This window comes from Nocardia sp. NPDC006044 (assembly GCF_042871115.1).
Taxonomy (GTDB): Bacteria; Actinomycetota; Actinomycetes; order Mycobacteriales; family Mycobacteriaceae; genus Nocardia.
The window spans coordinates 429,857-454,038 of record NZ_JBIAID010000004.1 but is presented as its reverse complement, the minus strand read 5'-3'; the positions used below and the strand labels follow the sequence as shown (position 1 = coordinate 454,038).

At 67.2% G+C, this 24,182-nt stretch carries 22 protein-coding genes; 13 read left to right on the top strand and 9 right to left on the bottom strand.

Features of this window, described 5'->3' with window-relative positions; genetic code table 11:
- Nucleotides 1-74: 74 nt before the first annotated feature.
- Nucleotides 75-1,001 (bottom strand): RNA polymerase sigma-70 factor, encoded by a 927-nt coding sequence (locus tag ACFYO1_RS33345; protein WP_387239917.1) that lies wholly within the window; start codon nt 999-1,001, stop codon nt 75-77.
- A gap of 169 nt (nt 1,002-1,170) precedes the next feature.
- Between ACFYO1_RS33345 and ACFYO1_RS33340 the strand changes: the two genes are divergently transcribed.
- From ACFYO1_RS33340 to ACFYO1_RS33295, 10 genes are all read left to right on the top strand, one after another.
- Nucleotides 1,171-1,656, top strand: coding sequence for a carboxymuconolactone decarboxylase family protein (locus tag ACFYO1_RS33340; RefSeq protein ID WP_387239914.1), 486 nt, complete (start codon nt 1,171-1,173; stop codon nt 1,654-1,656).
- Nucleotides 1,657-1,797: 141 nt separating this feature from the next.
- On the top strand, nt 1,798-2,814 hold the full coding sequence (locus tag ACFYO1_RS33335) for an ABC transporter substrate-binding protein (RefSeq protein WP_387239911.1): 1,017 nt from the start codon (nt 1,798-1,800) through the stop codon (nt 2,812-2,814).
- Between the two features lie 12 nt (nt 2,815-2,826).
- Nucleotides 2,827-3,639, top strand: a complete 813-nt coding sequence (locus ACFYO1_RS33330; RefSeq protein ID WP_387239908.1) for a siderophore-interacting protein — start codon at nt 2,827-2,829, stop codon at nt 3,637-3,639.
- Nucleotides 3,640-3,890: 251 nt separating this feature from the next.
- Nucleotides 3,891-6,233 carry a bifunctional salicylyl-CoA 5-hydroxylase/oxidoreductase gene (locus tag ACFYO1_RS33325; protein ID WP_387239905.1) on the top strand — a complete coding sequence of 781 codons (2,343 nt, stop codon included), beginning with the start codon at nt 3,891-3,893 and terminating at the stop codon, nt 6,231-6,233.
- A gap of 5 nt (nt 6,234-6,238) precedes the next feature.
- Nucleotides 6,239-7,030: an SDR family NAD(P)-dependent oxidoreductase gene (locus ACFYO1_RS33320; RefSeq protein ID WP_387239902.1), complete on the top strand. Its 792-nt coding sequence runs from the start codon at nt 6,239-6,241 to the stop codon at nt 7,028-7,030.
- 1 nt (nt 7,031) lies between these two features.
- Complete coding sequence (locus tag ACFYO1_RS33315) at nt 7,032-7,565, top strand: MarR family winged helix-turn-helix transcriptional regulator (protein WP_387239899.1); 534 nt, start codon at nt 7,032-7,034, stop codon at nt 7,563-7,565.
- A complete protein-coding gene (locus tag ACFYO1_RS33310; protein ID WP_387239896.1) occupies nt 7,562-8,413 on the top strand; it encodes an enoyl-CoA hydratase family protein in 852 nt (283 codons plus the stop codon). Before ACFYO1_RS33315 ends, ACFYO1_RS33310 begins: the two co-directional genes overlap by 4 nt.
- A gap of 2 nt (nt 8,414-8,415) precedes the next feature.
- Complete coding sequence (locus ACFYO1_RS33305) at nt 8,416-9,591, top strand: acyl-CoA dehydrogenase family protein (RefSeq protein ID WP_387239893.1); 1,176 nt, start codon at nt 8,416-8,418, stop codon at nt 9,589-9,591.
- A 34-nt stretch (nt 9,592-9,625) separates the two neighbouring features.
- Nucleotides 9,626-11,263, top strand: a complete 1,638-nt coding sequence (locus tag ACFYO1_RS33300) for an AMP-binding protein (RefSeq protein ID WP_387239890.1) — start codon at nt 9,626-9,628, stop codon at nt 11,261-11,263.
- Entirely contained in the window at nt 11,260-11,655 is a 396-nt protein-coding gene (locus ACFYO1_RS33295; protein WP_387239887.1) for a RidA family protein, read from the top strand. The genes ACFYO1_RS33300 and ACFYO1_RS33295 overlap by 4 nt, the downstream gene beginning before the upstream one ends.
- Here the strand turns inward: ACFYO1_RS33295 and ACFYO1_RS33290 are convergent, their stop codons facing one another.
- On the bottom strand, nt 11,656-13,365 hold the full coding sequence (locus ACFYO1_RS33290) for an alpha/beta fold hydrolase (RefSeq protein ID WP_387239884.1): 1,710 nt from the start codon (nt 13,363-13,365) through the stop codon (nt 11,656-11,658).
- Nucleotides 13,366-13,682: 317 nt separating this feature from the next.
- Between ACFYO1_RS33290 and ACFYO1_RS33285 the strand changes: the two genes are divergently transcribed.
- Complete coding sequence (locus tag ACFYO1_RS33285) at nt 13,683-14,087, top strand: hypothetical protein (protein ID WP_387239881.1); 405 nt, start codon at nt 13,683-13,685, stop codon at nt 14,085-14,087.
- Between the two features lie 4 nt (nt 14,088-14,091).
- Here ACFYO1_RS33285 and ACFYO1_RS33280 read toward each other — a convergent pair whose 3' ends face one another.
- Together ACFYO1_RS33280 and ACFYO1_RS33275 are read right to left on the bottom strand one after the other, a co-directional pair.
- On the bottom strand, nt 14,092-15,078 hold the full coding sequence (locus tag ACFYO1_RS33280; RefSeq protein WP_378718165.1) for an ABC transporter ATP-binding protein: 987 nt from the start codon (nt 15,076-15,078) through the stop codon (nt 14,092-14,094).
- Between the two features lie 200 nt (nt 15,079-15,278).
- Nucleotides 15,279-15,896, bottom strand: coding sequence for a DJ-1/PfpI family protein (locus ACFYO1_RS33275; RefSeq protein ID WP_387239878.1), 618 nt, complete (start codon nt 15,894-15,896; stop codon nt 15,279-15,281).
- Between the two features lie 87 nt (nt 15,897-15,983).
- Between ACFYO1_RS33275 and ACFYO1_RS33270 the strand changes: the two genes are divergently transcribed.
- A complete protein-coding gene (locus ACFYO1_RS33270; protein ID WP_387239875.1) occupies nt 15,984-17,315 on the top strand; it encodes a PLP-dependent aminotransferase family protein in 1,332 nt (443 codons plus the stop codon).
- Nucleotide 17,316: 1 nt separating this feature from the next.
- On the opposite strand, the gene ACFYO1_RS33265 is transcribed toward ACFYO1_RS33270, so the two are convergent.
- The 5 genes from ACFYO1_RS33265 to ACFYO1_RS33245 form a co-directional block, all read right to left on the bottom strand.
- A complete protein-coding gene (locus tag ACFYO1_RS33265; protein WP_387241659.1) occupies nt 17,317-17,910 on the bottom strand; it encodes a class I SAM-dependent methyltransferase in 594 nt (197 codons plus the stop codon).
- Between the two features lie 116 nt (nt 17,911-18,026).
- Nucleotides 18,027-19,952, bottom strand: a complete 1,926-nt coding sequence (locus tag ACFYO1_RS33260) for a cutinase family protein (protein WP_387241656.1) — start codon at nt 19,950-19,952, stop codon at nt 18,027-18,029.
- Between the two features lie 316 nt (nt 19,953-20,268).
- On the bottom strand, nt 20,269-20,922 hold the full coding sequence (locus tag ACFYO1_RS33255; protein ID WP_387239872.1) for a maleylpyruvate isomerase N-terminal domain-containing protein: 654 nt from the start codon (nt 20,920-20,922) through the stop codon (nt 20,269-20,271).
- Between the two features lie 161 nt (nt 20,923-21,083).
- Nucleotides 21,084-22,019: an SDR family NAD(P)-dependent oxidoreductase gene (locus ACFYO1_RS33250; RefSeq protein WP_387239869.1), complete on the bottom strand. Its 936-nt coding sequence runs from the start codon at nt 22,017-22,019 to the stop codon at nt 21,084-21,086.
- Between the two features lie 245 nt (nt 22,020-22,264).
- Nucleotides 22,265-22,966, bottom strand: coding sequence for a class I SAM-dependent methyltransferase (locus ACFYO1_RS33245; protein ID WP_387239866.1), 702 nt, complete (start codon nt 22,964-22,966; stop codon nt 22,265-22,267).
- Nucleotides 22,967-23,146: 180 nt separating this feature from the next.
- Here ACFYO1_RS33245 and ACFYO1_RS33240 point away from each other — a divergent pair, with 180 nt between their 5' ends.
- The gene (locus tag ACFYO1_RS33240; protein ID WP_387239863.1) at nt 23,147-23,959 is read left to right on the top strand and encodes a hydrolase; all 813 of its coding nucleotides are present in this window, start codon (nt 23,147-23,149) and stop codon (nt 23,957-23,959) included.
- Nucleotides 23,960-24,182: the final 223 nt, after the last annotated feature.

The window sequence follows — 24,182 nt, the reverse complement described above, 5'->3', positions numbered from 1 at the left end:
GGCTGACTATGCCCCTGCCGCACCATCTGGACCACCGTCGTTGACGGAACCCATACACCCGCCGGGACCCGAACTCATCGACGCAGCGCGGTTTCGCTCGCCATGTGCGACAGCTTCTCGGGATTGCGCACCGCGTACAGCCCGGAGATCCGGCCGTCATCGATGCGCAACGCCACCACCGTGTCGACCTGGCCGTCCAGCCGGTAGATCAGCGCCGGCGAACCGTTGACCTGCACCGGCTCGACGGTCATCGCCGCACGAACCCGATCGAACCCGGCGGCGAGCAGGCGAGCCACCTTGCCGGCCCCGACGACGGGCCGCGCGACCGCCTGCTTGATTCCGCCGCCGTCGCCGAGCAGCACGACGTCGGGCGCGAGGATGTCGAGCAGGTCCTGCATGTCACCCGTCTCGATCGCCCGTTGGAAGGCGGCGAGCGCGTCCCTGGTCTCGGTCTGGGAGACAATGCCGCGCGGCCGGCGCGCGGACACATGCGCGCGGGCGCGATGAATGATCTGCCGGACCGCTGCCGGAGTCTTGTCGACGGCCTCGGCGATCTCGTCGTAGGACAGATCGAAGACCTCGCGCAGCACGAACACCGCCCGCTCGGTCGGCGCGAGTGTCTCCAGCACGAGCATCATCGCCATCGACACGCTGTCGGCAAGCTCGACGTCCTCGGCCACATCGGGCGCGGTGAGCAGCGGCTCGGGCAGCCAAGAGCCGACATAGGACTCCTTGCGCCGACCGAGCGTGCGCAGCCGGCTCAGCGCCTGACGGGTGGTGATCCGCACGAGATACGCCCGCTGATCCCGGACCTGTTCGAGATCGACGCCGGCCCACCGCAGCCAGGTCTCCTGCAGCACGTCCTCGGCGTCGGCGGCGGAACCGAGCATCTCGTAGGCGACGGTGAACAGCAGGTTCCGATGGGTGACGAACATGGCGGTCGCCGGGTCCGGCCGCTCGCCCGCACTCCGGTCGGGCGCGGTCTTCGACGTACCTGCCATGGGTGGCTCCTATCTCTGCACTCGGCTGTCACCCCACCAGATGCCGCGCGCCGCGATTCTGTGACACCGGCTGCGTATGACACACGTCACGTCCGTGCGCCTGTCACAGCGCCCGAGCCGCCGGCATCTGGTGTTCGTTCGATGCAACACCACGAGTGAGGACGAAGTCATGGAATCCCGTATCGACCTTTTCACCAACGAGCTCGGCGCCAAGTTCGGCAAACGGTTCGCCAATGCCGGCCTGCCGATCGTGCAGTCGTCGCTGCCGAAGCCGACTCAGGAGCTGGTGTCGTTGCGCGTCAGCCAGATCAACGGCTGTGGCTGGTGCGTCGATCTGCACACCAAGGACGCCGCGGCCGCCGGGGAGAGCGCGCTGCGGCTGAACCTGGTCGCGGTCTGGCGGGAAACCACCGTGTTCACCGAGGCCGAGCAGGCCGCGCTGGCCCTGGCCGAGGAGGGCACCCGGCTCGCCGACGCCCACCAGGGCGTGTCCGACGAGACCTGGGCCCGAGCCCGCAAGCACTACGACGACGAACAGATCGTCGCGCTAGTCGCGCTGGTCGCTCTGCTCAACGCGGCCAACCGGCTCGCTGTGATCGTGCATCAGAAGGGCGGCTCCTACCAGCCCGGCATGTTCGACAGCCTGATGAACTGACGACCGGGAATCGTGTTTCTCGCGGTTCGCTTCCGCGCCAACGGCATTGGCGATCTCCGGCGAACCACGCCCGGAGCCGCGTGATCAAATTCATGTAGGTGAGGCTTGCCTAACTGATAAGTTGTCGTTGTAATGGCCGCCATGGACACAATCCATATCACCCGCCGCCGCCTGCTCACGACCGCCTGTGCGGTGGGGCTGGGCGCCGTCGCCACCGCCTGCTCCGGGTCCCGGTCCGACGATGCGTACACGGGGCCGGGCGGCTGGTCGTTCACCGACGACCGGGGCAGCACCGTCCACACCAAGGACGTGCCGTCCCGGATCGTCGCCTTCGCCGGCGCGGCCGCGATGCTGGCCGATTGGGGCCTGCAGGATCGCGTCGTCGGCGTCTTCGGCGAAACTCGTGCCCAGGCAGGTGAACTGGCGCCGCTCACCGGAGAACTCGACGTCGGCAAGGTGACCGTGCTCGGGAACAACTGGGGCGAGTTCAATGTGGAGAAGTACGCGTCGCTCGAACCCGATCTCCTCATCACCGATATGTATGCGCCCGACCGGCTTTGGTACATCCCGGACGAGAGCAAAGCGAAGATCCTGACGATCAACCCCAACGTGACGGCGGTGCGGGTCTCGCACCGGACGCTGCCGGAGACCATCGCGCGCTATTCCGAGCTCGCCCGCGCCCTCGGTGCGGATCTGAACGCGCCCAAGGTAATCCAAGCCAAGGCTCGATTCGACGCTGCCGCACAGGCGGTCCGGGACGCGGTCGCGCAGCGGCCGGGGCTACGTGTCATGGCCGCCTCGGCCGCGCCCGGCATCTTCTACGTCTCCGATCCGAAAGCCTCTGCCGATCTGAGCTATTTCGCGGAACTGGGCGTGGACCTGGTCCGGCCGGATCCGCTGCCCGAGGACGACTTCTTCGAGGAGCTGAGCTGGGAGCACACCGACAAATACCCGGCCGATCTGATCCTGCTCGACCGTAGGTCCACCGGCTTGACCCCGGAGGCGCTGTCCGCCAACCCGGTCTGGCGCGGTCTGCCCGCGGTGCGCGCCGGCCAGATCGGCAGTTGGCAGCCGATCTACCGGTTCTCCCACGCGGGTACCGCACCGCTGCTCGAGGATCTGGCCGCGACCATCCTGCGCTCCGGCAAAGTCATCTGACCAGGAGTCACTATGCGCGCCCAGCCTTTTCGCTTCTTCGAGAACGTGCCGGTCCTGCGGACCGAGTTGCTCAGCCCGTCCCAGCTCCGCATCGTCTTCGGCGGCCCGTCGTTGGCGGGCTTCGAAAGCGGCGGTCGCGATCAGAGCCTGTCGCTGTTCCTGCCACACCCCGGTCAATCGAAACCGTGGGTGCCCGAGGATGCCGGGGAGAATTGGTTCGCCGAATGGCGGGCCGCCGATCCCGCGGTCCGCGCGGTGATGCGCGCCTACACTGCGCGCGAGCATCGGCCCGAAACAGGCGAGCTGGACATCGATTTCGTCCCGCACGCCGACGGCGGGCCCGCCTCCCGGTGGGCGGCCCAGGCGCAACCGGGCGACCGGGTCACCATCCTCGGACCGGCCGACGGCGACAATCGCAGCGTCGCGTTCCGCCCGCCCGCCGACGCCGGCTGCGTCCTCATCGCCGCGGACGAGACGGCCCTGCCCGCCACCACCAGCATTCTCGAATCGCTGCCCGCCGGCACCGTCGCCAAGGTCTGGATCGAGGTGCCGCACAAGGCCGATCGCCGGGAGCTTCACACCAAGGCAAACGCCGAGATCACCTGGCTGGTACACGACGAGCGCCACCGCGGCCAGATCCTGTCAGCGATCCAGAAAGCCGCCCTACCCGACCAACGGCCCTACGCATGGATCGCAGGCGAATCCGGCGTCGTCCGCGCCCTACGCCGCCACCTGGTCACCGACCGGCACATCCCCAAAACCGACATAACCTTTCGCGGCTACTGGCGCCTCGGCGCCACCGAAGACGACCTCCGTAACGAATAACGCTCCCGAACGACTGCTGACTGAGCAGAGCCATCCTCACACAGTCCGCAACATCCCCTTCAGCACAGTGTGACGGTCGACCACGACTTCACTCATCGTCCGGAAGCCGCCATGTCCGGCGAGCAGGACGCTCGTCTCGTGCGGCACCGCGCCTCGCTGCCGCAATCGCGACCGGGGCGCAATCCTGCGAAAGTGCTTTATGTCTAAAGCTTTAGATGTAAAGTACTTGTATCGCGACTCGAGGAGAGCGTATGAAGGTCGTGTGCATCGGCGGCGGGCCTGCCGGACTGTACTTCGGATTGCTGATGAAGCAGCTTGATGCTGGTCATGAGGTGACGGTGGTTGAACGGAACCGTGCCTATGACACCTTCGGGTGGGGTGTGGTGTTCTCCGACGCCACGATGGAGACGATGCGGGTGTGGGATCGGACCACGGCGGACCGGATCGAGTCGGCGTTCAACCATTGGGACGACATCGAGTTGCGGTTCAAGGGGCGGGTATTGCGGTCCGGCGGACATGGTTTCGTCGGGATCGGCCGCAAGAAGCTGCTGAACATCTTGCAGGCGCGGTGCGAAGAGGTCGGGGTGAAGCTGGAGTTCGACCGGGAGGTCGTGTCCGACAGCGAGTTTCCCGACGCGGACCTGATCGTCGCGGCCGACGGCATCTCCTCCAGGACCCGCGGCAGGCACCAGGACATCTTCGTGCCCGACCTCGTCACCCGCCCGAACCGCTATATCTGGCTCGGCACCGAGAAGCTGTACGACGCTTTCACGTTCGACTTCGTGCAGACCGAACACGGCTGGTTGCAGGCGCATATCTACAAGTTCGACGAGAACACCAGTACGTTCATCGTCGAGGCGCCCGAACCCGTCTGGCGGGCCCACGGTCTCGACCAGGCCACGCCGGACGAGTCGGTGGCGTTCTGCGAGCGCGTGTTCGCCGACAACCTGCGGGGCGAGAAGTTGATGACCAACTCGCGCCACCTGCCGGGGTCGGGGTGGCAGAACTTCCAGCGGGTGAAATGCGAGAAGTGGTGGCTGCACAACGGAAACAGCCATGTCGTGCTGATGGGCGACGCCGTGCACACCGCGCATTTCGCCATCGGCTCGGGCACCAAGCTGGCGCTCGAGGACGCCATCGAACTGGTGCGTCAGCTCGGCGAGCACGGTGACACTCCCGCGGACCTGCCCACAGTGCTCACGCACTACCAGGAGATCCGGTCGATCGACGCGCTGCGACTACAGAACGCGGCCTGGAACGCGATGGAGTGGTTCGAGGTCTGCGGCGAACGCTATTGCGATCAACTCGAACCCGAGCAGTTCATGTACTCGATGCTCACCCGCAGCCAGCGGATCAGCCACGAGAACCTGCGCCTGCGCGACAAGGGCTGGCTGGAGAACTACGAACGCTGGTTCGACGCGCGCGCCGGTTTGCCGCGAACTGCCGAAGAAGCCTCCGTCCCACCGATGTTCACGCCGTACACGGCGCGCTCGGTGACATTGAAGAACCGGATTGTCGTCTCACCCATGGCCCAGTATTCGGCCGTTCACGGCGTGCCCGGCGACTTCCACCTGGTGCACCTCGGCGCTCGCGCGCAGGGCGGCGCGGGCCTGGTGTTCGCCGAGATGACCTGTGTGAGCGCGACCGGCCGGATCACGCCCGGCTGCCCCGGCCTGTACACCGACGAGCAGCGGCAGGCCTGGCAGCGCATCGCCGACTGGGTGCACGCCAACACCGACGCGAAAATCGGTATGCAGCTAGGCCATTCGGGGGCCAAGGGGTCTACCCGCCGCATGTGGGACGGCACCGACCAACCGCTCACGGCCGACGACGACGAACCGAACTGGCCGTTGATCTCGGCCTCGCCGCAGCAGTATCTGGCCGGCCGGAGCCAGTGGTCGCGCGCGATGACCCGAGCCGACATGGACGAGGTCACGGCCCAGTTCGTCGTCGCTACCGAGCGCACGGCCGCCGCCGGCTTCGACTGGCTCGAATTGCATTGCGCCCACGGCTATCTCCTGTCCAGCTTCATCTCGCCGCTGACCAATCGGCGCACCGACGAATACGGTGGCTCGCTGGCGAACCGGCTGCGCTATCCGCTGGAGGTCTTTGCGGCTGTACGTTCGGCTTGGCCCGCCGATCTTCCTATGTCGGTGCGGATTTCGGCACACGACTGGGTCGAGGGCGGCATCACCCCGGCGGACGCCGTCGAGATCGCGAAGCGGTTCAAGGAGGCGGGCGCCGACCTCATCGACTGTTCCTCCGGTCAGGTCTCCAAGCAGGAACAACCGACCTTCGGGCGGATGTGGCAGACCCCGTTCGCCGACCGGGTGCGGCAAGAGGCGGGAATTCCGACGATCGCCGTCGGGGCCATCTCCGAGGCCGACCACGTGAACAGCATCGTCGCCGCCGGCCGGGCCGACCTGTGCGCCATCGCCCGCCCGCACCTGGCGAACCCGTCCTGGACCCTCACCGAGGCGGCCAAGATCGGCTTCACCGAACTCGGCTGGCCCAAGCAATACCACGCCGCCAAACGGCAATTCGAGGCGAACATCCAACGCCAGCAGGCCGCCGCCGCGGCCGGGAAGGCCTGACCGGCATGCCCGACGACGACACCCCGCGCGGTCTCGCCGACCGGCACGCGCTGGTCACCGGCGGATCACGCGGCATCGGCGCCGCGATCGCGCACCAGCTCGCGAACGCGGGCGCTCGCCTCACCCTGCTGTCACGCGACTTCGCCAGGGCCACCGAAACCGTTGCGCGACTGCCGAAGTCGGCACAGGCACACGCCATTGCCTGCGACATCACCGACCCGGCGGCCATCGCCGCCGCGTTCACCGACGCCCGGCTGATGCACGGCGCGATCGACATCCTGGTCAACAACGCAGGCCAAGCGGCGAGTGCCCCGCTGCGCCGCACCACCGACGAACTGTGGCAGAACATGCTGGCCGTCAACCTGACCGGCACCTTCCTGTGCACGCGCAGCGCGCTTCCCGACATGCTCGCGGCCGGCCGCGGCCGGGTGATCAATATCGCCAGCACGGCCGGACTGCGCGGTTATCCGTATGTCACCGCCTACGCGGCGGCCAAGCACGGCGTGATCGGCCTGACCCGTTCGCTCGCACTGGAACTCGCGAAAACGCCGATCACCGTGAACGCGATCTGCCCCGGCTTCACCGACACCAACCTGTTGCAGGAGAGCGTGACCCACGTGATCGAGACGACCGGCCGCAGCGCCGACGCCGCCCGAGCCGCCTTCACCGAGCACAACCCGCAGGGACGGCTGATCGAGCCGGACGAGATCGCCGCCACCGTCGCCTGGATCTGCTCGGACGCGGCGGCTTCGCTGACCGGACAGTCGATTTCGGTCAGCGGCGGGGAGGTGATGTGAGGTGACCACCCAGCGCGAGCTCGGCGACGAACGCATCGGGATGGAGGCCCGCACCGTCTCCGGCGACCATCTCGACGTGCGGCTGTGGCTGCGACTGCTGGCCACCACCAACGAGATCGAGCAGGAGATCCGCACCCGGCTGCGGGTCCGGTTCGCCACCACCCTTCCCCGCTTCGACTACCTGGCCCAGCTCGACCGGCATCACGATGGTCTGCGGATGAGCGCGCTGTCCCGCTATCTGATGGTGACCGGCGGCAACGTCACCGGCCTGACCGACCAGCTGGTGGCCGAGGGCTGGGTGGACCGGATCCCGGACCCGGTGGACAAGCGCGCGACGCTGGTGCGGCTGACCGAGCTCGGGCGCGAGCGCTTCGAGGAGATGGCCGCCGAACACGAACGCTGGCTGACCGAGATGTTCGCCGGCTTCGGCCGCGGCGACGAACAGGCGCTGTTCGATCTGCTCGGGCAGTTGCGCGTTCATCTGGCCGCCGCGGCCGAACCCTCCCCCGTATCGAATCGTCAGGACCGCTCATGACCCAGCACCTCGACCCCGCGCTGCGCGAGGCCAACCGCGTCACCCTCGCCGGCTACACGGCCATTCACTTCCAGTGGGACGTCCACGAGGGTGTCGGCACGATCATGCTCGATCGGCCGGACCGCAAGAATCCGCTGACCTTCGACTCCTACGCCGAGCTGCGAGATCTGTTCCGCCGCTTGGCCTATGCCGAGGACGTCGCGGTGATCGTCCTGCACGGCGCCGGCGAGAACTTCTGCTCCGGCGGCGACGTACACGACATCATCGGCCCGCTGATCGCGCTGCCCGCGCCGGAACTGTTGATGTTCACCCGGATGACCGGCGATCTGGTCAAGGCGATGCGCGCCTGCCCGCAGCCGATCGTGGCGGCCGTGGACGGTGTCTGCGCCGGCGCGGGCGCGATTCTCGCGATGGCCGCGGATCTGCGCGTCGGAACCGCCCGCAGCGCGACGGCGTTCCTGTTCACCAGGGTCGGCCTCGCGGGTTGCGACATGGGCGCCTGCGCGATCCTGCCGCGCATCATCGGGCAGGGTCGCGCGTCCGAATTGCTGTACACCGGGCGGGCGATGACCGGCGACGAAGCTTACGCGTGGGGGTTCTACAACCAGCTGGCCGAACCGGAGCAGTTGCTCGCCGCCGCCGGGCAGCTCGCGCGGCGGCTGGCCGAGGGACCGACGTTCGCCCAGGGCATCACCAAAACCATGCTGCACCAGGAGTGGTCGATGACGGTGGATCAGGCCATCGAGGCCGAGGCGCAGGCGCAGGCCCTCTGCATGCTCACCGAGGACTTCAAACGCGCCTATCACGCGTTCCGGGACAAGCAGCGCCCGAAGTTCGAGGGGAACTAGGCATGTCCGAATCTCACTGGGACTGGCCATTTTTCGAGGACGAGCATCGGAAACTGGCAACCGCGCTGCACGACTGGGCGGCGGCTCAGCCGAACAGCGGCACCGGCACCGACATCGACACCCGCTGCCGCGGGCTGGTCCGCGCGCTCGGCGACGCGGGCTGGCTCCGACACACCGTCGCGGGTCCGGAATTCGGCGGTAACCGCGACCGGATCGATACGCGCGCAGTGTGTCTCGCCCGAGAGATCCTCGCCGAACGTGACGCGCTGGCCGACTTCGCCTTCGCCATGCAGGGACTCGGGTCCGGCGCGATCAGCCTGGCCGGAACCGAGGCGCAGAAGCGACGGTATCTGCCACGGGTGGCCGCCGGTACGGCTATCGCCGCGTTCGCGCTCTCCGAGACCGGCGCGGGCTCCGACGCCGCCGCGCTGGCCTGCACCGCGCGGGCCGACGGCGACGGATACGTGCTCGACGGCGAGAAGACCTGGATCTCCAACGGCGGCCTCGCCGACTTCTATGTCGTCTTCGCCCGCACCGGCGAAGCCGCAGGCGCCCGCGGCATTTCGGCCTTCGTCGTCGACGCGGAGACCCCCGGACTGCACATCGCCGAACGCATCGACGTGATCGCCCCGCATCCGCTCGCCCGGTTGCGCTTCGAGGGTTGCCGGGTGCCGGCCACCCAGCTGATCGGCGACGCGGGACGGGGTTTCGCGCTCGCCATGCGGACCCTCGACGTCTTCCGGACCTCGGTGGCCGCCGCGGCCGTCGGGTTCGCGCGCCGCGCCATGGCCGAGGCACTCGCCCGGGCGACCTCGCGCCGCATGTTCGGCGGGGTGCTGTCCGACTTCCAGCTGACCCAGGCCGAACTCGCCCAGATGGCGACCACGATCGATTCGACCGCGCTGCTCACCTACCGCGCGGCCTGGCAACGCGATCAGGGACGGCCGGTCACCCGGGAGGCGGCCATGGCGAAGATGGCGGCCACCGAAGGCGCGCAACGGGTCATCGATGCCGCCGTCCAGATGTGGGGTGCGCTCGGAGTGGTCAGCGACCAGCCGGTCGAGCGGCTCTACCGCGACGTCCGCGCCTTGCGCATCTACGAGGGCGCCACCGAAGTACAGCAATTGATCATCGCCCGCGACCTCCTGCGCGGCGCCACCACCGATTCGGCGTCCTGATTCACGATTTCCCTCTCTCCCACAAGGTTCGACCATGAAAAGCGCGCACATCGACACCTTCGCCCGCGACCACCTGCCGCCGCTGGATCAGTGGCCGGACCTCGTGTTCGACGCACCCGAGCTGCGGTTTCCGGACCAACTCAATTGCGCCGCCGAGCTACTCGACCGGCAGCTGGAAATCGGCAACGGCGACCGGCCGTGCGTGCAAGCGCCCGGCGGACCGCGCTGGACATACGCGGACTTGCACGAGCAGGCCAATCGTATTGCGGCCGTGCTGGTCCAGGACATGGGACTCGTGCCGGGCAACCGAGTGCTGCTGGACGCCCCGAACAACCCCATGCTGGCGGCGTGCTGGTTCGCCGTCATGAAGGCAGGCGGCATCGCGGTGACGGCGATGCCGCTGTTGCGGGTCAAGGAGCTCACCCAGATCGTCGACAAGGCGCGAATCACGCACGCGCTCTGCGATTCCGCGCTCGCGTCGCGGCTGGAGGCAGTCGCGGCCGCCTGCCCGACACTGGACCAGGTGCGCTATTTCAACGGCACGGCCGCCGACGGCCTGGAAGCGCTGATGTCCCGCCACGACGGGCGATTCGACACGGTCGCCACGGCCGCCGACGATGTCTGCCTCATCGCCTTCACCTCCGGCACCACCGGTGTGCCGAAGGCGACCGTGCACTTCCATCGCGATGTCATGGCGATCTGTCAGTGCTTCCCGCGGCACATCCTGCGACCGGAGCCCGGCGACGTGTTCATCGGCAGTCCGCCACTGGCTTTCACGTTCGGTCTGGGCGGGCTGCTGCTGTTCCCCCTGTCGGTCGGGGCCTCCACGGTGCTGCTCGAGCAGGCAGGGCCGCCGCAACTTCTCGACGCGATCGAGAAGTTCGGCGCGACAGTGCTTTTCACCGCGCCGACGTCGTACCGCATCCTCGCCCGCCACGACCTCGCGGGCACCTCGCTACGCAAATGCGTCTCGGCGGGCGAATACTTGCCGCCGAGCACCCGCACCCGATGGCGCGACGCCACCGGCATCGAACTGATCGACGGCATCGGCGCCACCGAGATGCTGCACATCTTCATCTCCGCCGACGAGGCGCACGCCAGACCGGGCGCGACGGGCAAGGCGGTGCCCGGGTACGAAGCACGCGTCGTGGACGAGGACGGAAACACCATGCCTCCTGGCGAGATCGGCCTGCTCGCGGTGCGCGGACCGACCGGCTGCCGCTACCTCGCCGACGACCGGCAGACCGTCTACGTGCGCGACGGCTGGAACTACACCGGCGACGCCTATTCCATGGACCCGGACGGCTATTTCCACTATCAGGCCCGTTCGGACGACATGATCGTTTCGTCCGGCTACAACATCGCCGCACCCGAGGTCGAGGACGCGCTGGCAGGGCATTTCGCGGTCGCCGACTGCGCCGTGGTCGGCGTGCCCGACGAGGATCGCGGCCAGATCGTCAAGGCGTATGTGGTGCTGCGCGAGGAGATCGAGACCCGCGACGGAATGGTGGAGGAATTGCAGGACTTCGTGAAACAGACGGTGGCCCCGTACAAGTACCCCAGGGCGATCGCCTTCGTGGACGCCCTGCCGCGCACGCCCACCGGCAAGCTGCAACGCTTCCGGCTGCGGGAAATCGGTGCGGTGCAAGGCGATTCGGCGGCCACGGCATGAGAACCCTGCAACCTCCGGGCTGGCCGCGTCCGCGCGGCTACGCGAACGGCATTGCCGCACGCGGCGAACTGGTGTTCGTGGCCGGCATGATCGGCTGGGACGCCGACGGGGTGTTCCACTCCGACGACATCGCCGACCAGGTGCGCCAGACGCTGCTGAACATCGTGGCGGTGCTCGCCGAGGCCGGCGCCGAACCCGCGCATATCGTCCGAATGACCTGGTACATCACGGATGTGGACGCCTACGTTGGCGCGTACCGGGAAATCGGGCTCGCATTCCGGGAGATCATCGGCGGGTTCGGCGCCGCGATGACCGCCGTCGAGGTGTCCCGCCTCGTCGAGCCGGACGCCAAGGTGGAAATCGAAGTGACGGCGGTGATTCCGGACCGCTGATCAGGGGCCGGCTTCGACTTCCGTCTTCAGCTGGTCGGCGGTTTCGCCCAGGAGCGGGATGGCGGCCTCGGGGTCCGGGTCGGCCGGGTCAGGGCGGGCGGGAACGGGCATGGGCGGGTCCGCGGTGGCGCAATCCACCGTGGCGGCAGGGAGTTTCGCGTCGAGTAGGTAGGCGTTGACGGCGTCGTTGACGCAGGTGTTCGCCGGATCGGCGGCGTAAAGGCCGTGTGCGCCCTCGTTGTGCACGACGACCAGGACGCTGTCCAAGGCCTTGGCCATATTCCGGCCGTCGACGAGCGAGGTCTGGGTGTCGCCGTCGGACTGAACCACCAGTCCGCGTGGGTATTTCGGGGCACCGACCCGCACCAGCGGTTCGACCCTTCCGGTGTGGAACGAGCAGGCGTTGGGGCCGAGCTGGCCGACGGTGTTGCCGTACGGGAAAGTGTCTCGGGCCGAACGCATGTCGCGGAAGTAGACCTCCATGTCGGTCGGCCAGTCCCAATCGCACAGCACCGCGGCGTTCACCGCGTCGGACATGTCCTTGTCGTCGTCGCGTTCGGTGACCGCGTCGTCGTCGAGGGCGTCCGCGGTGTGCACGGCGTGCTGGTTGCTCTTGTCCACCTCAGGCCGGGGCGGCGCGCCGTGGACCTCGTCGAGCACGTAGTGCATGCTCTTGGCGAACGGGGCCCAGGACTTGCGGTAGCGGGTGAATTCGCCTACGGCGCCGTCGAAGTCGTCGCGATTGTCGAATCCGCCGACCGGGCGCTCGGTGATCGTGTCGGCGATGGTGTCGATGGAACCGCGCACCGCCGCCGGCGTCGAACCGAGCCGGAATACCGCGTCCCGCTCTGCCGTCCAGGTGGCCCAGTCCTCGAAGTTCTGCTTGGTCGCCGTGGCGTTGTTCAGGTCGCCTACGCGCCAGCTGACCCGGGGATCCATCGACGAGTCGAGCACATTCCGGTTCAGGCGCTCGGGAAACATCTCGCCGTAGACCGCGCCCAGCCAGGTGCCGTAGGAGACACCGAGGTAGTTGATCATGGACTCGCCGAGCCGGTCGCGGATGGTGTCCATGTCGCGGGCGGTGTTCATGGTGGTCACATAGCGGCGGAACTCACCACCGGTCTGCGCGCACGCCGCTTCCTTGGCCTTGGCTTGTTCTACGAGTTGGATCAGGTCGTTGTCGGTGGGGCGGCTCTGCGAGGAAACCGGGTATCGGGCGTCGTCGACGGGTGCGCACGCGGCCAGGTTCGTCGATTTGCCCACGCCGCGCACGTCGATGCCGATGATGTCGTAAACCTGCCCGATCGGCTGTTCGGCGTACCCGGTGGGCATGGCCAGCCCCGCGCCGCCGGGGCCGCCGGGGTTGGTGAACAGCACGCCGAGACGTCGTTCCGGATCTTTCGCACCGGCTCGGCTGATCGCGATATCTATCTGCCGCAGACCGGGATTGCGGTAATCCATCGGCACCTGCACCGTGGCGCATTCCAGGCTCGCGAGTTCTTCGCCTTCGCACCCCGCCCATTGCACAGTCGACGCCGGGCGTTCCTGTATCGACCCTTTGTCGGCCGGCCGAGCCGGTGGCTCCGAGCTGCTACAGGCGGGCGCGAAGATCGCGGCCAAGGCAAGCGCCGCGACCAGGACCGCCAGCGGCCCGGTGCTGACCTCCGGCTGCACCGCCGGTTGCCGAGGCGCGAATTTCCTGATTGCCATGATCGACTCCCCTGGTCCCAATCGAATGAAGGGCACTTGAGCTATCGAATAGCAAACTACACAGTATCGTCGCCGTTCTCCTGCCTAACACGAGCATCCAAGGCCGGACTTTTATACGCTCTGTCAGCGATTTCACGCACGAACATCTAACCGCCGCCAATACCGGTGGTGATATCTCGGTAAATTCGGTTGATCGCAACGTGCGGCCCAGCTACTCAGGCGGACACCGGCAATGTTTCAGCGTCGCCGAAAGCCGGGTAGTTACCGGCGCCGGTTCGTTCGGCCGCTTCGATGTAAACGGCCAGGGCGGCGCGATCATGGCCGTTCCCCCGGCGATCGGGACCGACGACGCGGTGATTCTGCACAGCGGACCGGAGTCGGTTTTCGAAGCGCACGAGCCGACGCTGGCGGCGCTCGGCACTGCCTCCTATCTCGATGCCGCGACGTTCGCGCCGTTCGCCCGGCACATGGCCGCGGGCGTGGCGGACTGGCTGCCCGGCTATGCCGAGCAGATAGACAACAATGCCTTCCCTGCCGAAGTGTCGGCCTTGGAAACCGACGTGCGGGCGATGACCCACCTGATCGAGGAAAGCGAAGCGGTAGGCGTGAACGCCGAATTGCCGAAACTGTTCAAAACGATCGCCTACCGCGCGATCGCCGCGGGACACGGCAGCGAGCAGTATCCCGTGCTGATCGAAGAATTCACCAAACCTGGAAACTGAGGGGTCAGTTGGTTTTTCGGTCGAGGGACTCGCGGATTGCGGCTTGGGCGGCGTGCGGGAGGGTGTGCATGATTTCGCGGACGCGGTCCTTGCGGCGTAATACCGCCTGACGGACGGGCATGCCCGGTTGGGCTTCCATTTGGGGGATGATGCCTTCTACTTCTTCGGCGCCGCCGTGGTGGTGGCCTGCGTCGAACATTGCTTGTTCGCGGGCCATTTGGGCTTCGTCCTTTTCCTCGGACATGCCGATCGGGCCTTGCATGCGGCCGTTGAGGAATTGTTTGACGACGGGTTCGTCGGAGGTGAGCAGGACCTCGCGCGGGCCGAACATGACGAGTTGGCGGCGGAACAGCATGCCGATGTTGTCGGGGACGGTGCGGGCCAGGTTGATGTTGTGGGTGACGATCAGGATCGTGGCGTCGATCTGGGCGTTGATATCGATCAGCAATTGGCTCAGATAGGAGGTGCGGACCGGGTCGAGACCGGAGTCCGGCTCGTCGACGAGGATGATCTGCGGGTCCAGCACGAGGGCGCGGGCGAGGCCGGCGCGTTTGCGCATGCCGCCGGAGATTTCGCCGGGTAGTTTGCCCTCGTCGCCGAGCAGGCCGGTCAGCTCGAGCTTTTCCATGACGATCTGTTTGATCTGCGACTCCGACTTCTTCGTGTGCTCACGAAGCGGAAAGGCGACGTTGTCGTAGAGGGTCATCGAGCCGAACAGCGCGCCGTCCTGGAACAGCACGCCGAAGAGTTTGCGGATCTCGTACAGCTCCTTGTTGGAGCAGCTGGTGATATCGGTGTCGCCGATATAGATCGAACCGCGTTCAGGGCGGAGCAGGCCGATCAGCGACTTCAGAAAGACCGATTTGCCGGTCCCCGACGGGCCGAGCAGCGCGCTGACCTCACCGTAGGGCAGCGTCAGCGATACATCCTGCCAGATTCGTTGCGAGCCAAATGATTTGGTGACACCTTCGGCTCTGACCGCGACGCCCATGCTAGACCTCCATAGATTCCCGACGAGAACCCACCGGCGAGGCCTGAACGTCCCCGACATCTCGTGCTGGACCGTCGATCCACTGTAAACCGAGACGAACCGCGAAAGTCTCCGATTCCGCGGACCGGGCCGAAGTTGGGATAACGCACAAACGCCGCGTCCACCGGGCTGCGCCGCCCGATTGATCACCTACGGCGGCGCTAAACGGCGGCCGGTTGCGGGTGCAGGTAGGGGGTGAGGTTGCGCATGGCGTTGGCCACGTAGGCTTCCTTTTCGCCCACTGGCGCAACGTAATACAGCGCGGCTTCGGCGGCTTCGACGCTTTCCAGGTGGGCGATCAACCAGGCGGCGAGGTAGGGGGAGGCAAGGCAGCCGCCCGCGGTGGCGATATTGCCCTTGGCGAAGAAGGGCTGGTTGAGCACGTCGACACCTGCCGCTCGAACCCAGGGCTTGGTGGTCAGGTCGGTGCAGGCGGGAACCCCGTCGAGCAGGCCGAGTTTGGCCAAAACCAGTGTGCCGGAACATTGTCCGGCGAGAAGCTGGCGGGAGGGATCGAGCCGCAGGCGCGCCATGAGGGCCGGATCGGCGACCACTTCGCGGGTTCGGCTGCCGCTGCCGACGAGGACCGCGTCCGCGGCGCAGGCTTCCTCCAGGGTGGCCATCGATTCGATGACGACGCCGTTCATCGAGCGGACTCGATGCGTGGGGCCGGCGATCGTGACCCGCCAGTCCGGCCGCTTGATGCGGTTGAGGACGCCGAGGGCGATGAGCGAGTCGAGTTCGTTGTAGCCCTCGAAGGTGAGGATGGCGATATGCATTGACGACGACCTTTCGAACGTGTTGCCACGCACTGTATTGCGGTCGGATCAATACAATCAAAAAATTGTCATGCATACAATCGGCGCATGTCTCGGTACAAGAGTGTGGTGGATGCGTTGGCGGCCGACATCCGTTCCGGGCGGCTGCCGTCGGGCACGCGGCTGCCGACACATCGCCGGTTGGCGGCGACCGAGGGAATGGCTTTGGTGACGGCGTCGCGGGTCTACGCGGAGCTCGAAGCCATGGGACTGGTGAGCGGAGAGCCCGGGCGCGGCACCTTCGTTCGGGAGATCGCGGTGCCGCCCAGTTATGGCATCGACCAGGTGGCGACCGCCGCGGACGTGGTGGACCTCAGCTTCAACTATCCGGCGCTGCCCGGCCAGGCCGAGCTGCTGCGTCAAGCGTTGCGTCAGCTCGCGTCGTCCGGTGATGTGGATGCGCTGTTGCGTTATCAGCCGCACGGCGGGCGTCCGCATGAACGGGACACGGTTGCCCGCCATCTGACGCGGATCGGGTTGCCGGTCGACGGCGATCAAGTGCTGATCGTCAGTGGCGCTCAGCATGGACTGGCGGTGACGGCCATGGCGACACTACGCCCCGGCGATGTGGTCGCGGCGGATGCCTTGACCTATCCGGGATTCAAGGTGCTTGCCAATGCGCTGCACCTGGAGATTGCGCCGATTCCGTTATCCGGCAACGTCACTGATCTTGATGCGTTCGAGCAACTGTGCACGACGAGGCGGGTGCGCGCCGTGTACACGATGCCGACGATGCACAATCCGCTGGGGTCGGTGACGTCAGCGGACCATCGCGAACAGTTGGTCGAAATCGCGCGCAGATACGACCTGCTGATCATCGAGGATGCCGCGTACGCGTTCCTGGCCGAGCAACCACCCGCACCGCTCGCCTCCCTCGCACCGGAACGAACCGTCTACGTTTCCGCTCTCTCCAAGAATGTGGCGACCGGCTTGCGCTTCGGATTCGTCGCGGCCCCAACCGCTTCGGTGCCGGCCATCGAACGGACGATCCGCGCGACCACCTGGAACACACCCGCGGTGATGACGGCGATCGCGTGCCGGTGGCTCGACGACGGGACCGTCACTCGAATGGAGGAGCAGAAACGTGACGACGCGAAGGCCCGGCAGGTCATCGCGCGCGACGTTCTCGCCGGACTGCCCTACATCGGCCATCCGTCATCCTATTTCCTCTGGCTCCCGCTGGCCGAAGAGGTGCGAGCCGATCAGATCGCGGCAGCGCTTATGCGCGAACGCGTTTCGGTGTCGACGGCGGAACCGTTCGCCACGTCCGTCCACGTCCCGCATGCGATCCGGCTGGCACTCGGCTCGACCGATCTCGACACGTTGCGCGCGGCACTGGGCACCGTCGAGCGAGTCGTCGACGAATACACCTACCGGTGAACTAGATACGCTCGATGGTCGCGAACCACGCCGGCGCGCCGTCGTCGCCGTGAAACCTCGTGAGTACCCGATCCGGTTCTATAGCAACGACATTCCACTGGCCGCCGGCTTCGAATGCTCCGCGGAGTTCGTCTCGGCCGACCGGATGCGGGCCGGGATCCGGCCCGATGTCGCTGAAGCACAACACATACAGCGTGGCGCCGCGCTCGGCCGCCGCGGCGAGACTTGCCGCATAACCCGGCCGTTCATCGCTGTCGCAGGTGTGGAACATTCCGCTGTCCAGCACGGTCCCGAACCTGCGCCCCAAACGCTCCAGGTGAAACGCGTCGGCCACGGCGAACTCGGCCTCGATCCCCCGCGCGACGGCCTGCTCTCGCGCAATCGCCAGCGCGGTCTCCGCCACGTCGACACCGAGCACCGAAAATCCGAGCGCGGCAACGTGAAGCGCGTTCTCGCCGGACCCGCACCCGACATCCAGTACGGCCCCGGCGATTCCGCCCTCCGCCGCCACCCGCGCTATCGCCGGCTGCGGCCCGCCGACATCCCACGGCGCGGGCCCGTCCTGATAGGAGGCGTCCCAGGGCAGACCTGTCATCCGCTCGTGACTGGTCGGTTGCCGGCCACCGTACGGATCATCCTTCGACGGCTCCGCCACGTCGTCCCCTTTCCGAGACCGACAGGTTTCCCCTCATCATGGCACCGCCGTCGCGCCTATTTGACGTAACCGATCCGCTGGTTCAGCCAATCGCCGAGCCACTGCACGGCGTTGCGACCGGAGCCATCCACGACGAGGGACCCGTAGTTCGTGTGCACGCCCGAGGCGACGAAATTCGCGGCGCTCAATCCGTCGACGACCAGGTTGACCAGGTTGATGTCGTGGAAGGTGGTCATCTGGCTGAGCGGTGCCGCCAGGTCGTCCAGGGCGAGGTCCTGCTGAGCGACGGTGTGGACCGGAGCGGGAGCCCGCTTGCCGAGCACCTCGGGCGGAGCAGGTTGCGCCTTGCCGCTGAACAGATCGAACGCCACCGACGCCAGGTCGGCGCCGATCGGCAGCAGGCCGGACAACGCGGCACCCGCACCGATCAGGTCCGGGGCCTGCCCGGGAGGGGGCGCTATCTTCGCGAGTACCGACCAGGCGACGTCTTGGATTCGGGCGACGATGTTCGCCAGTCGCGGGATGTCGGCACCGGACAGGATCGAGGTCACCTTCGCGGCGACCCCGGTGAAGCCCTGCGCGTCCGGGATGATCGAGAGGATCTGCGAAATCCAGTTCAGGTCAACGCTTCCCACGAATTGGAGCAGCGGTTGCAATTGGTTGTTCAGCTCGCCCGCGACCTGGTGGGCGCCCGCGGCGTCCATCGCGACGATCTTCTGCGGCAGCAGCGTCAGGTTGCCGAGGATGCCGGGGAAGTCGAAGGTGGTGACATCGGCGGCGACATCGAGTGCCTGGTCGACCAGCACACTCGGTTTGAGCAGGGACAGGACGCGGGTCGACGATCCCAGGATGTCGGGCGGCGTGGAAGCGAGCGGGGCGACGCGGTCGCGGGCGGCGTGCGCGGCGGCGCGCAGCGAGCGGGCCTTGGGCGAGCCCGGCGGGACCGTGCTCACGCCGCGGTCCAGCAGCGTGGTCGAGGTGTCGGCGATCGTGCGCACCGCCGACGCGGCACCGGCCAGGTCGGACTTCCCGGCCATGGTCAGGACCTCGCCGGCGTTGTGTTCGGCGGTGCCGTCCGGGGCGGCGAGCAGGCGCGCGGTGGCGGCCGGGTTGGCCGCGCCGGAGTCGACCAGGTCGACCACCGGGTTGAGGGTGTCCAGCAGTTTGTTCGCGCCGATGCGGACCCGCGCCAGGTCGATGCCGGCGGGAGCGGCGATGCTCGAGGTCAGCCCGGCGACTGAGGTGGCCAGGCCCGGAAGGTCGGTCTTCGAGAAATCCGAGGTCAAGGCCGCGGCGAGCGGGAAGCCGCTATCGGCCGGCGGCGCGCCGCTGAACGCCTTGCTCAGGATCGAGCCCAGCGCGCCGAGTAGGGGGTTGTTGCTCTTCTGGATCGAGCAGTACAGGTCGTGCGGGTCGCAGATCGACGTGACCCGGCCGGAGAGCTTGCCCATGCCCTGCGGTCGCGGATCGGCGATGCCGGTGCCCGCGGTGCGGGGGCCGACGGCGGACTCGCCGGGGGTGCCCGCCCCCGGGTCGGAGAGCAGGCCGACGGCCAGGACCCGATCCGCCGGTACGGGGCCGCGGTCATTGCCGATCTCCGCGGCGAGATCGCCGGCGGCGTCGGCGCCCTGGCTGTAGCCGTTGATGGTGAATCTCGCGGTGGGGCAACGGGAGCTGTAGTCCCGCAGCACCGCGCTAGCGTTGTTCAGCGCGGTGCTCTTACTGTCGGCGTAGGTGTAGCCGTTGTCGAACGCGCGGGCCATGTACGGCGTGAAATAGATTTCGGATCTCGGACCCTGCTGGCGCCGGATCGCCTCCGCGATCGGCGCGAGCATGCCGACGGGCTGCGTGGGATCGGCGTCCTCGTCGGTTTCCCAGGTGCCGGGGATGAACAGGTTGAACGTCGCCGCGCACCCGGCCGGCTCCGCGTGCGCCGGCGCGGTGACGGCAGTCGAACCGACGGCAACCCCGACGGTCACCATCGTGGCGACGACACACCGCTTGGACGAACCTATGACTGACACCTGCACCCTCACTACCGAATTCGGTCGGTCGGCCGCACGGACCCGCGCATCACCCAGCCACCCGCCGCGAGACGAGTGCACTGTGCTTTGGGGCTGTTGCCGGGCGAAGTAACGTGCCGCGCTTCGATATATGGAATTCATGCCGAAGGAGCACCACGCCGCTGTGGGCCCTTCGAACGGTCGATCCGGGACTACGGTAAATCAATTTCCCGCACCGTGAACTCCGAGCGGTGTCCTACTTACATACGTTAAGCAGCACTTTCAAAGCGCGCGATTATCCGAGAGCAAAAGGGAGTTTCGTTGCCAGTGCGCCCAATTCGGCGCGTTCCGGGTCGGTGGGGAGTCGGCGGCCGGTGCCGACCAGGAGCACGTCCTTGTCCGGCATCGATGCGGGAAATGGTGCGCCGGCGATTTTTTCGAGCGTCTGGCGGGCGTGCGACAGGGTTTCGGCAGGCGGGTCGGCTGCGTCGGGGAGGTGGGCGATGAGGTCGAGGTGGTGCAGGGTCCATTCCATGACATAGGCGCCGAGGTAGTCGGCTGTGGTGAGGACATACTCCTGGGTCGCGACCCGGGTGCCGGGGTTCGCGAGTTCCGCGGCTCGGCCCGCGGCGGCGCCGAGGTCGTCGAGGTGGAGTTTGAGCAGTTCGGGGTGCTGGTATGCGGCGGCCAGGCGGACGATGAGGGCGTCGAGGGGGTCGTCGCCGGTCGGGGGTGCCACGACGTTCCAGTAGGTGACCGCGTCGCGGGTGGGTTCTGCCTCGGTGGGGGTTACCAGGGTGATCAGCACGTCCTGCGCGTCGATGATCAAGTGGCACACCAGGTCTCGGATCAGCCAGCCGGTGCAGCCGGAGGGGAGTTGGAAATCCCGATCCTCGAGTTCGGCGACGGCCGTGCGCAACGCTGTCCATGAGCGTGAGAAGAGATCCACCGCGGCAAGTTAGCAGTGCGAAGGCATTGGGGCTAGGGGTTTTGGGTTCTCCGTTAGGTAACAGACGATCAGTTCGGGCCCGGATTGCGGGAGCCTGGAACCTCCCCGTCGCGACCAGCCCGATGCCTGAAACATGGCTGGCCGCTACCGCTTTGAGGGATTCAGCGGAGGTTTCGACGCTGGACTCTCGCGATGGTCCGGTCCATGATCCAGGCCAGCAGACCGGGTGCGACGCCGGCGAGCCAGTGCATCAGGCGATCCGACCAGGTCGGTACGACGGAGGCGCGACCACGCGCCGCACCGACCAGCAGGGCTTCGGCGACGGCGTTCGCGGTGAGCGGTGCCGACGAGCTCAAGGCCCGCAGCTCCGCCGGTTTCGTCGCGGACTCGGCGGCAAGTTGCGGGGTGTCGACGTCGGGCGGCATGACCACGGTGACCGTGACGCCCTGGGGCTTCAGCTCTTGGCGCAGTACCTCGCAGAGGGTTCGCACGGCGGACTTGCTCGGGCTGTACGCGCCGTATCCGAAACAAGGCAGCACCGCTGCGAGGGAGGAGATGACCGTGATACTGCCTCGCTCTCCGCCCCGTAGGTCCGATAGTGAGGGCTGGATAACGTGCAGTGCGCCAAAGTAATTCACCGCCATGTGCCGGACGAAGTCGGCGTCGGTCAAGCGGTCGAAATAGTCGGGTCTGGCGATGCCAGCGCACGCGATCACCGCGCCGATATCGCCGTGGTGGGTGCGGGCTTTCGCCACGGCCGCGTCGACCTGCCCCTTGTCCGTCACGTCGGCGGCGAACACCGCCAGCCGCGGTTCGACTGCCGCGACAGCCGAAAGGCGTTCCAGTCCAGCGTCTTCCAGAGCGAGCACGCTGACCCTGGCACCCGCCGACAGTGCCAGCTCGGTCACCGCCAGCCCGATGCCGCTCGTCCCGCCGGTGATCACGACATGGCGAGCAGTCCAGTACCGCACGACATCGGCAGGCAGAGCGAGCGCAGCATCCGGCGACGAGAGACTCTCGCGGCTCCAGAACAGCTGCGGCCCTGCGTGATCCGGTGACGACCCGGCGGGACCGGTCACGTGGAGAGGCTGAGGCATGGCAGGCACTTCCTTCCGTCACGATCCCGGCGGTCACCGGGCGTCTCGTTCAGGTTGGAAGACAACCCTCAAGGAAATGCCAAGCCACCCGCAAAGCCGCGTAAGAACCCCACCCCGTCTCGCTCCGCCGAATTCTTACCGATCTTTGCCGCCACCCGACCCTCCCTCTGACATCGGTCGTCCACGCTGATCGAGACCACACCACCGAACCCGCAGGGAGACCCACCATGCCCCCTTTCCTCCAACTAATCGTCCTCCTCAACCTCCTGGGCGGCTTCATCAGCAATCCGGGCCCCACGTTCACGCCGGGCGCGTAGCGCAAGAACCGTGGGAACCGGCCCTCCCCCTTCTTCGAATCGTTCCAACACCAGCCCGGCATCCAGAACAGCGTGCAGAAGGCCCGGCAGCGGCCAGTGCGCCGCGCCGACCTTGTCGCGGAGACCGGCGTCGGTCCAGGAATCCGTGGTCCAGTGCGGCTCGAGGTAACCCGGACGCAGGACGACGGCGGCCGGGTCGGTGCGGTCGGCGAAACCTCCGCAGAAGCATGGGTGGACACCTATGTGCACGAACACCCCGCCTGGTCGCAACACTCGGGTCACTTCGCGCAGCACGGACGGATATTCGGGCATGTCGGTATGGACCATCACCGCGATGACCGCCGGTAGCGATGCGTCACGGATGGGCAGGCGCACACCGTCGGCACGGACGGCCGGAAGCCGATCGCGAGCGTGCCGCAGCATTCCGGCGGACAGGTCCACGCCCAACGGATTCCAGCCTATGCTTCGAATCAGCGAGGCGTACACCCCTGTGCCGCAGCCGATTTCCAGACATGGACCGATTCCCGGACCCAGCAGCTCACGCAACGCACGTTTGATGCCGATCGGGTCACCGTCGTGGGCGGCGAACTCGGTTTCGTACCAGTCAGCGATCGAATCGTAGGCGGCCATTTGCCCAGTGCAGCACCGAGTTCATCGCCATGGTCGCGGGTATCGCGGTGGGCGAACAGGTTTCGTCTACGGCGGAGGGGCGCCGGCGGGCTCCGGGGCGGGGTGCTGGAGGTTCGACTGCGAGAGGGTTCGGTGTGCGTGTAGAACAGGGGTGGGTGTACCTGATCGAACGGGGTCGATATGTGGAAGATCTGTCAGACGTGTGCGGTGGAGCATGCGGCCGAGGCGGAGATCTGCCGTATCTGTGCCGATGAGCGGCAGTGGGTGCCGGCGGAGGGGCAGTTGTGGGTGACGCTGGACAAGCTGGTCGCGGACGGTCACACGGTGGTGGTGCGGGAGTTGGAGCCGGATATGTTCGGCGTGACCGTTGAGCCGGCGGTCGGCATCGGGCAGGAGTCCCATTTGGTGCGGACGCCCGCGGGGAACGTGCTGTGGGACGTGACCGGATACGTCGATGAGGATGCGGCGCGGCGGGTGCTCGAGCTCGGTGAGGTCGTCGCGATCGTGCCGAGTCATCCGCATCACTACGGCGTTCAGGTGGAGTGGAGCCGGGCGCTCGGCGGGGTGCCGGTATATGTCCCGGAGTCCGATCTGCAATGGGTCGCGCGGCCTGATCCGGTGATCAGGCCGTGGTCGGATCGGCTCGAATTGCTGCCGGGGATCACCGTGCGTCAACTGGGCGGACACTTCGCGGGCAGCTCGGTCCTGCATTGGGCGGCGGGCGCCGCCGGCAAGGGCGTGTTGTTCAGCGCAGACACCATCCAGGCAAACCCGGACCGCAAATCCGTCGCCTTCATGCGTAGTTACCCCAACCGCATTCCGTTGTCGGCCGCCGTGGTCGATCGAGTCACGACGAGCGCCGTGGAGTTCGAATTCGACCGGCTGTACGACAATTTCGGTAAGACCATCGACACCGACGCCCGCGCGATCATTCGCCGCTCGGCCGACCGCCACATCGGCTGGGTGCGTGGTGATTTCGATCATCTGACGTGAGATCGGCTCTCCGCCAGCCGTGTTCGCGGCGGTCCTGCGGGCGTGGTGCTACCGCGGGCGTGGCGGTGGGGCGGGCGTGGCAGTGACGCGGGCGCGGGGGGTGGCGCAAGCGCGGCAATGACGCGAACGCGGGCGTGGTGCTACCGCGGGCGTGGCGGTGGGGCGGGCGTGGCAGTGACGCGGGCGCGGGGGGTGGCGCAAGCGCGGCAATGACGCGAACGCG

Bases quoted from the DNA above. Each gene is read 5' to 3' on its own strand.
- ACFYO1_RS33335 (WP_387239911.1), top strand. From the start codon at position 1,798: ATGGACACAATCCATATCACCCGCCGCCGCCTGCTCACGACCGCCTGT.
- ACFYO1_RS33310 (WP_387239896.1), top strand. From the start codon at position 7,562: ATGACCCAGCACCTCGACCCCGCGCTGCGCGAGGCCAACCGCGTCACC.
- ACFYO1_RS33330 (WP_387239908.1), top strand. From the start codon at position 2,827: ATGCGCGCCCAGCCTTTTCGCTTCTTCGAGAACGTGCCGGTCCTGCGG.
- ACFYO1_RS33280 (WP_378718165.1), bottom strand. From the start codon at position 15,078: ATGGGCGTCGCGGTCAGAGCCGAAGGTGTCACCAAATCATTTGGCTCG.
- ACFYO1_RS33345 (WP_387239917.1), bottom strand. From the start codon at position 1,001: ATGGCAGGTACGTCGAAGACCGCGCCCGACCGGAGTGCGGGCGAGCGG.
- ACFYO1_RS33305 (WP_387239893.1), top strand. From the start codon at position 8,416: ATGTCCGAATCTCACTGGGACTGGCCATTTTTCGAGGACGAGCATCGG.
- ACFYO1_RS33320 (WP_387239902.1), top strand. From the start codon at position 6,239: ATGCCCGACGACGACACCCCGCGCGGTCTCGCCGACCGGCACGCGCTG.
- ACFYO1_RS33300 (WP_387239890.1), top strand. From the start codon at position 9,626: ATGAAAAGCGCGCACATCGACACCTTCGCCCGCGACCACCTGCCGCCG.
- ACFYO1_RS33270 (WP_387239875.1), top strand. From the start codon at position 15,984: ATGTCTCGGTACAAGAGTGTGGTGGATGCGTTGGCGGCCGACATCCGT.
- ACFYO1_RS33245 (WP_387239866.1), bottom strand. From the start codon at position 22,966: ATGGCCGCCTACGATTCGATCGCTGACTGGTACGAAACCGAGTTCGCC.
- ACFYO1_RS33325 (WP_387239905.1), top strand. From the start codon at position 3,891: ATGAAGGTCGTGTGCATCGGCGGCGGGCCTGCCGGACTGTACTTCGGA.
- ACFYO1_RS33340 (WP_387239914.1), top strand. From the start codon at position 1,171: ATGGAATCCCGTATCGACCTTTTCACCAACGAGCTCGGCGCCAAGTTC.
- ACFYO1_RS33260 (WP_387241656.1), bottom strand. From the start codon at position 19,952: ATGGTGACCGTCGGGGTTGCCGTCGGTTCGACTGCCGTCACCGCGCCG.
- ACFYO1_RS33275 (WP_387239878.1), bottom strand. From the start codon at position 15,896: ATGCATATCGCCATCCTCACCTTCGAGGGCTACAACGAACTCGACTCG.
- ACFYO1_RS33240 (WP_387239863.1), top strand. From the start codon at position 23,147: ATGTGGAAGATCTGTCAGACGTGTGCGGTGGAGCATGCGGCCGAGGCG.
- ACFYO1_RS33265 (WP_387241659.1), bottom strand. From the start codon at position 17,910: ATGACAGGTCTGCCCTGGGACGCCTCCTATCAGGACGGGCCCGCGCCG.
- ACFYO1_RS33285 (WP_387239881.1), top strand. From the start codon at position 13,683: ATGGCCGTTCCCCCGGCGATCGGGACCGACGACGCGGTGATTCTGCAC.
- ACFYO1_RS33290 (WP_387239884.1), bottom strand. From the start codon at position 13,365: ATGGCAATCAGGAAATTCGCGCCTCGGCAACCGGCGGTGCAGCCGGAG.
- ACFYO1_RS33295 (WP_387239887.1), top strand. From the start codon at position 11,260: ATGAGAACCCTGCAACCTCCGGGCTGGCCGCGTCCGCGCGGCTACGCG.
- ACFYO1_RS33250 (WP_387239869.1), bottom strand. From the start codon at position 22,019: ATGCCTCAGCCTCTCCACGTGACCGGTCCCGCCGGGTCGTCACCGGAT.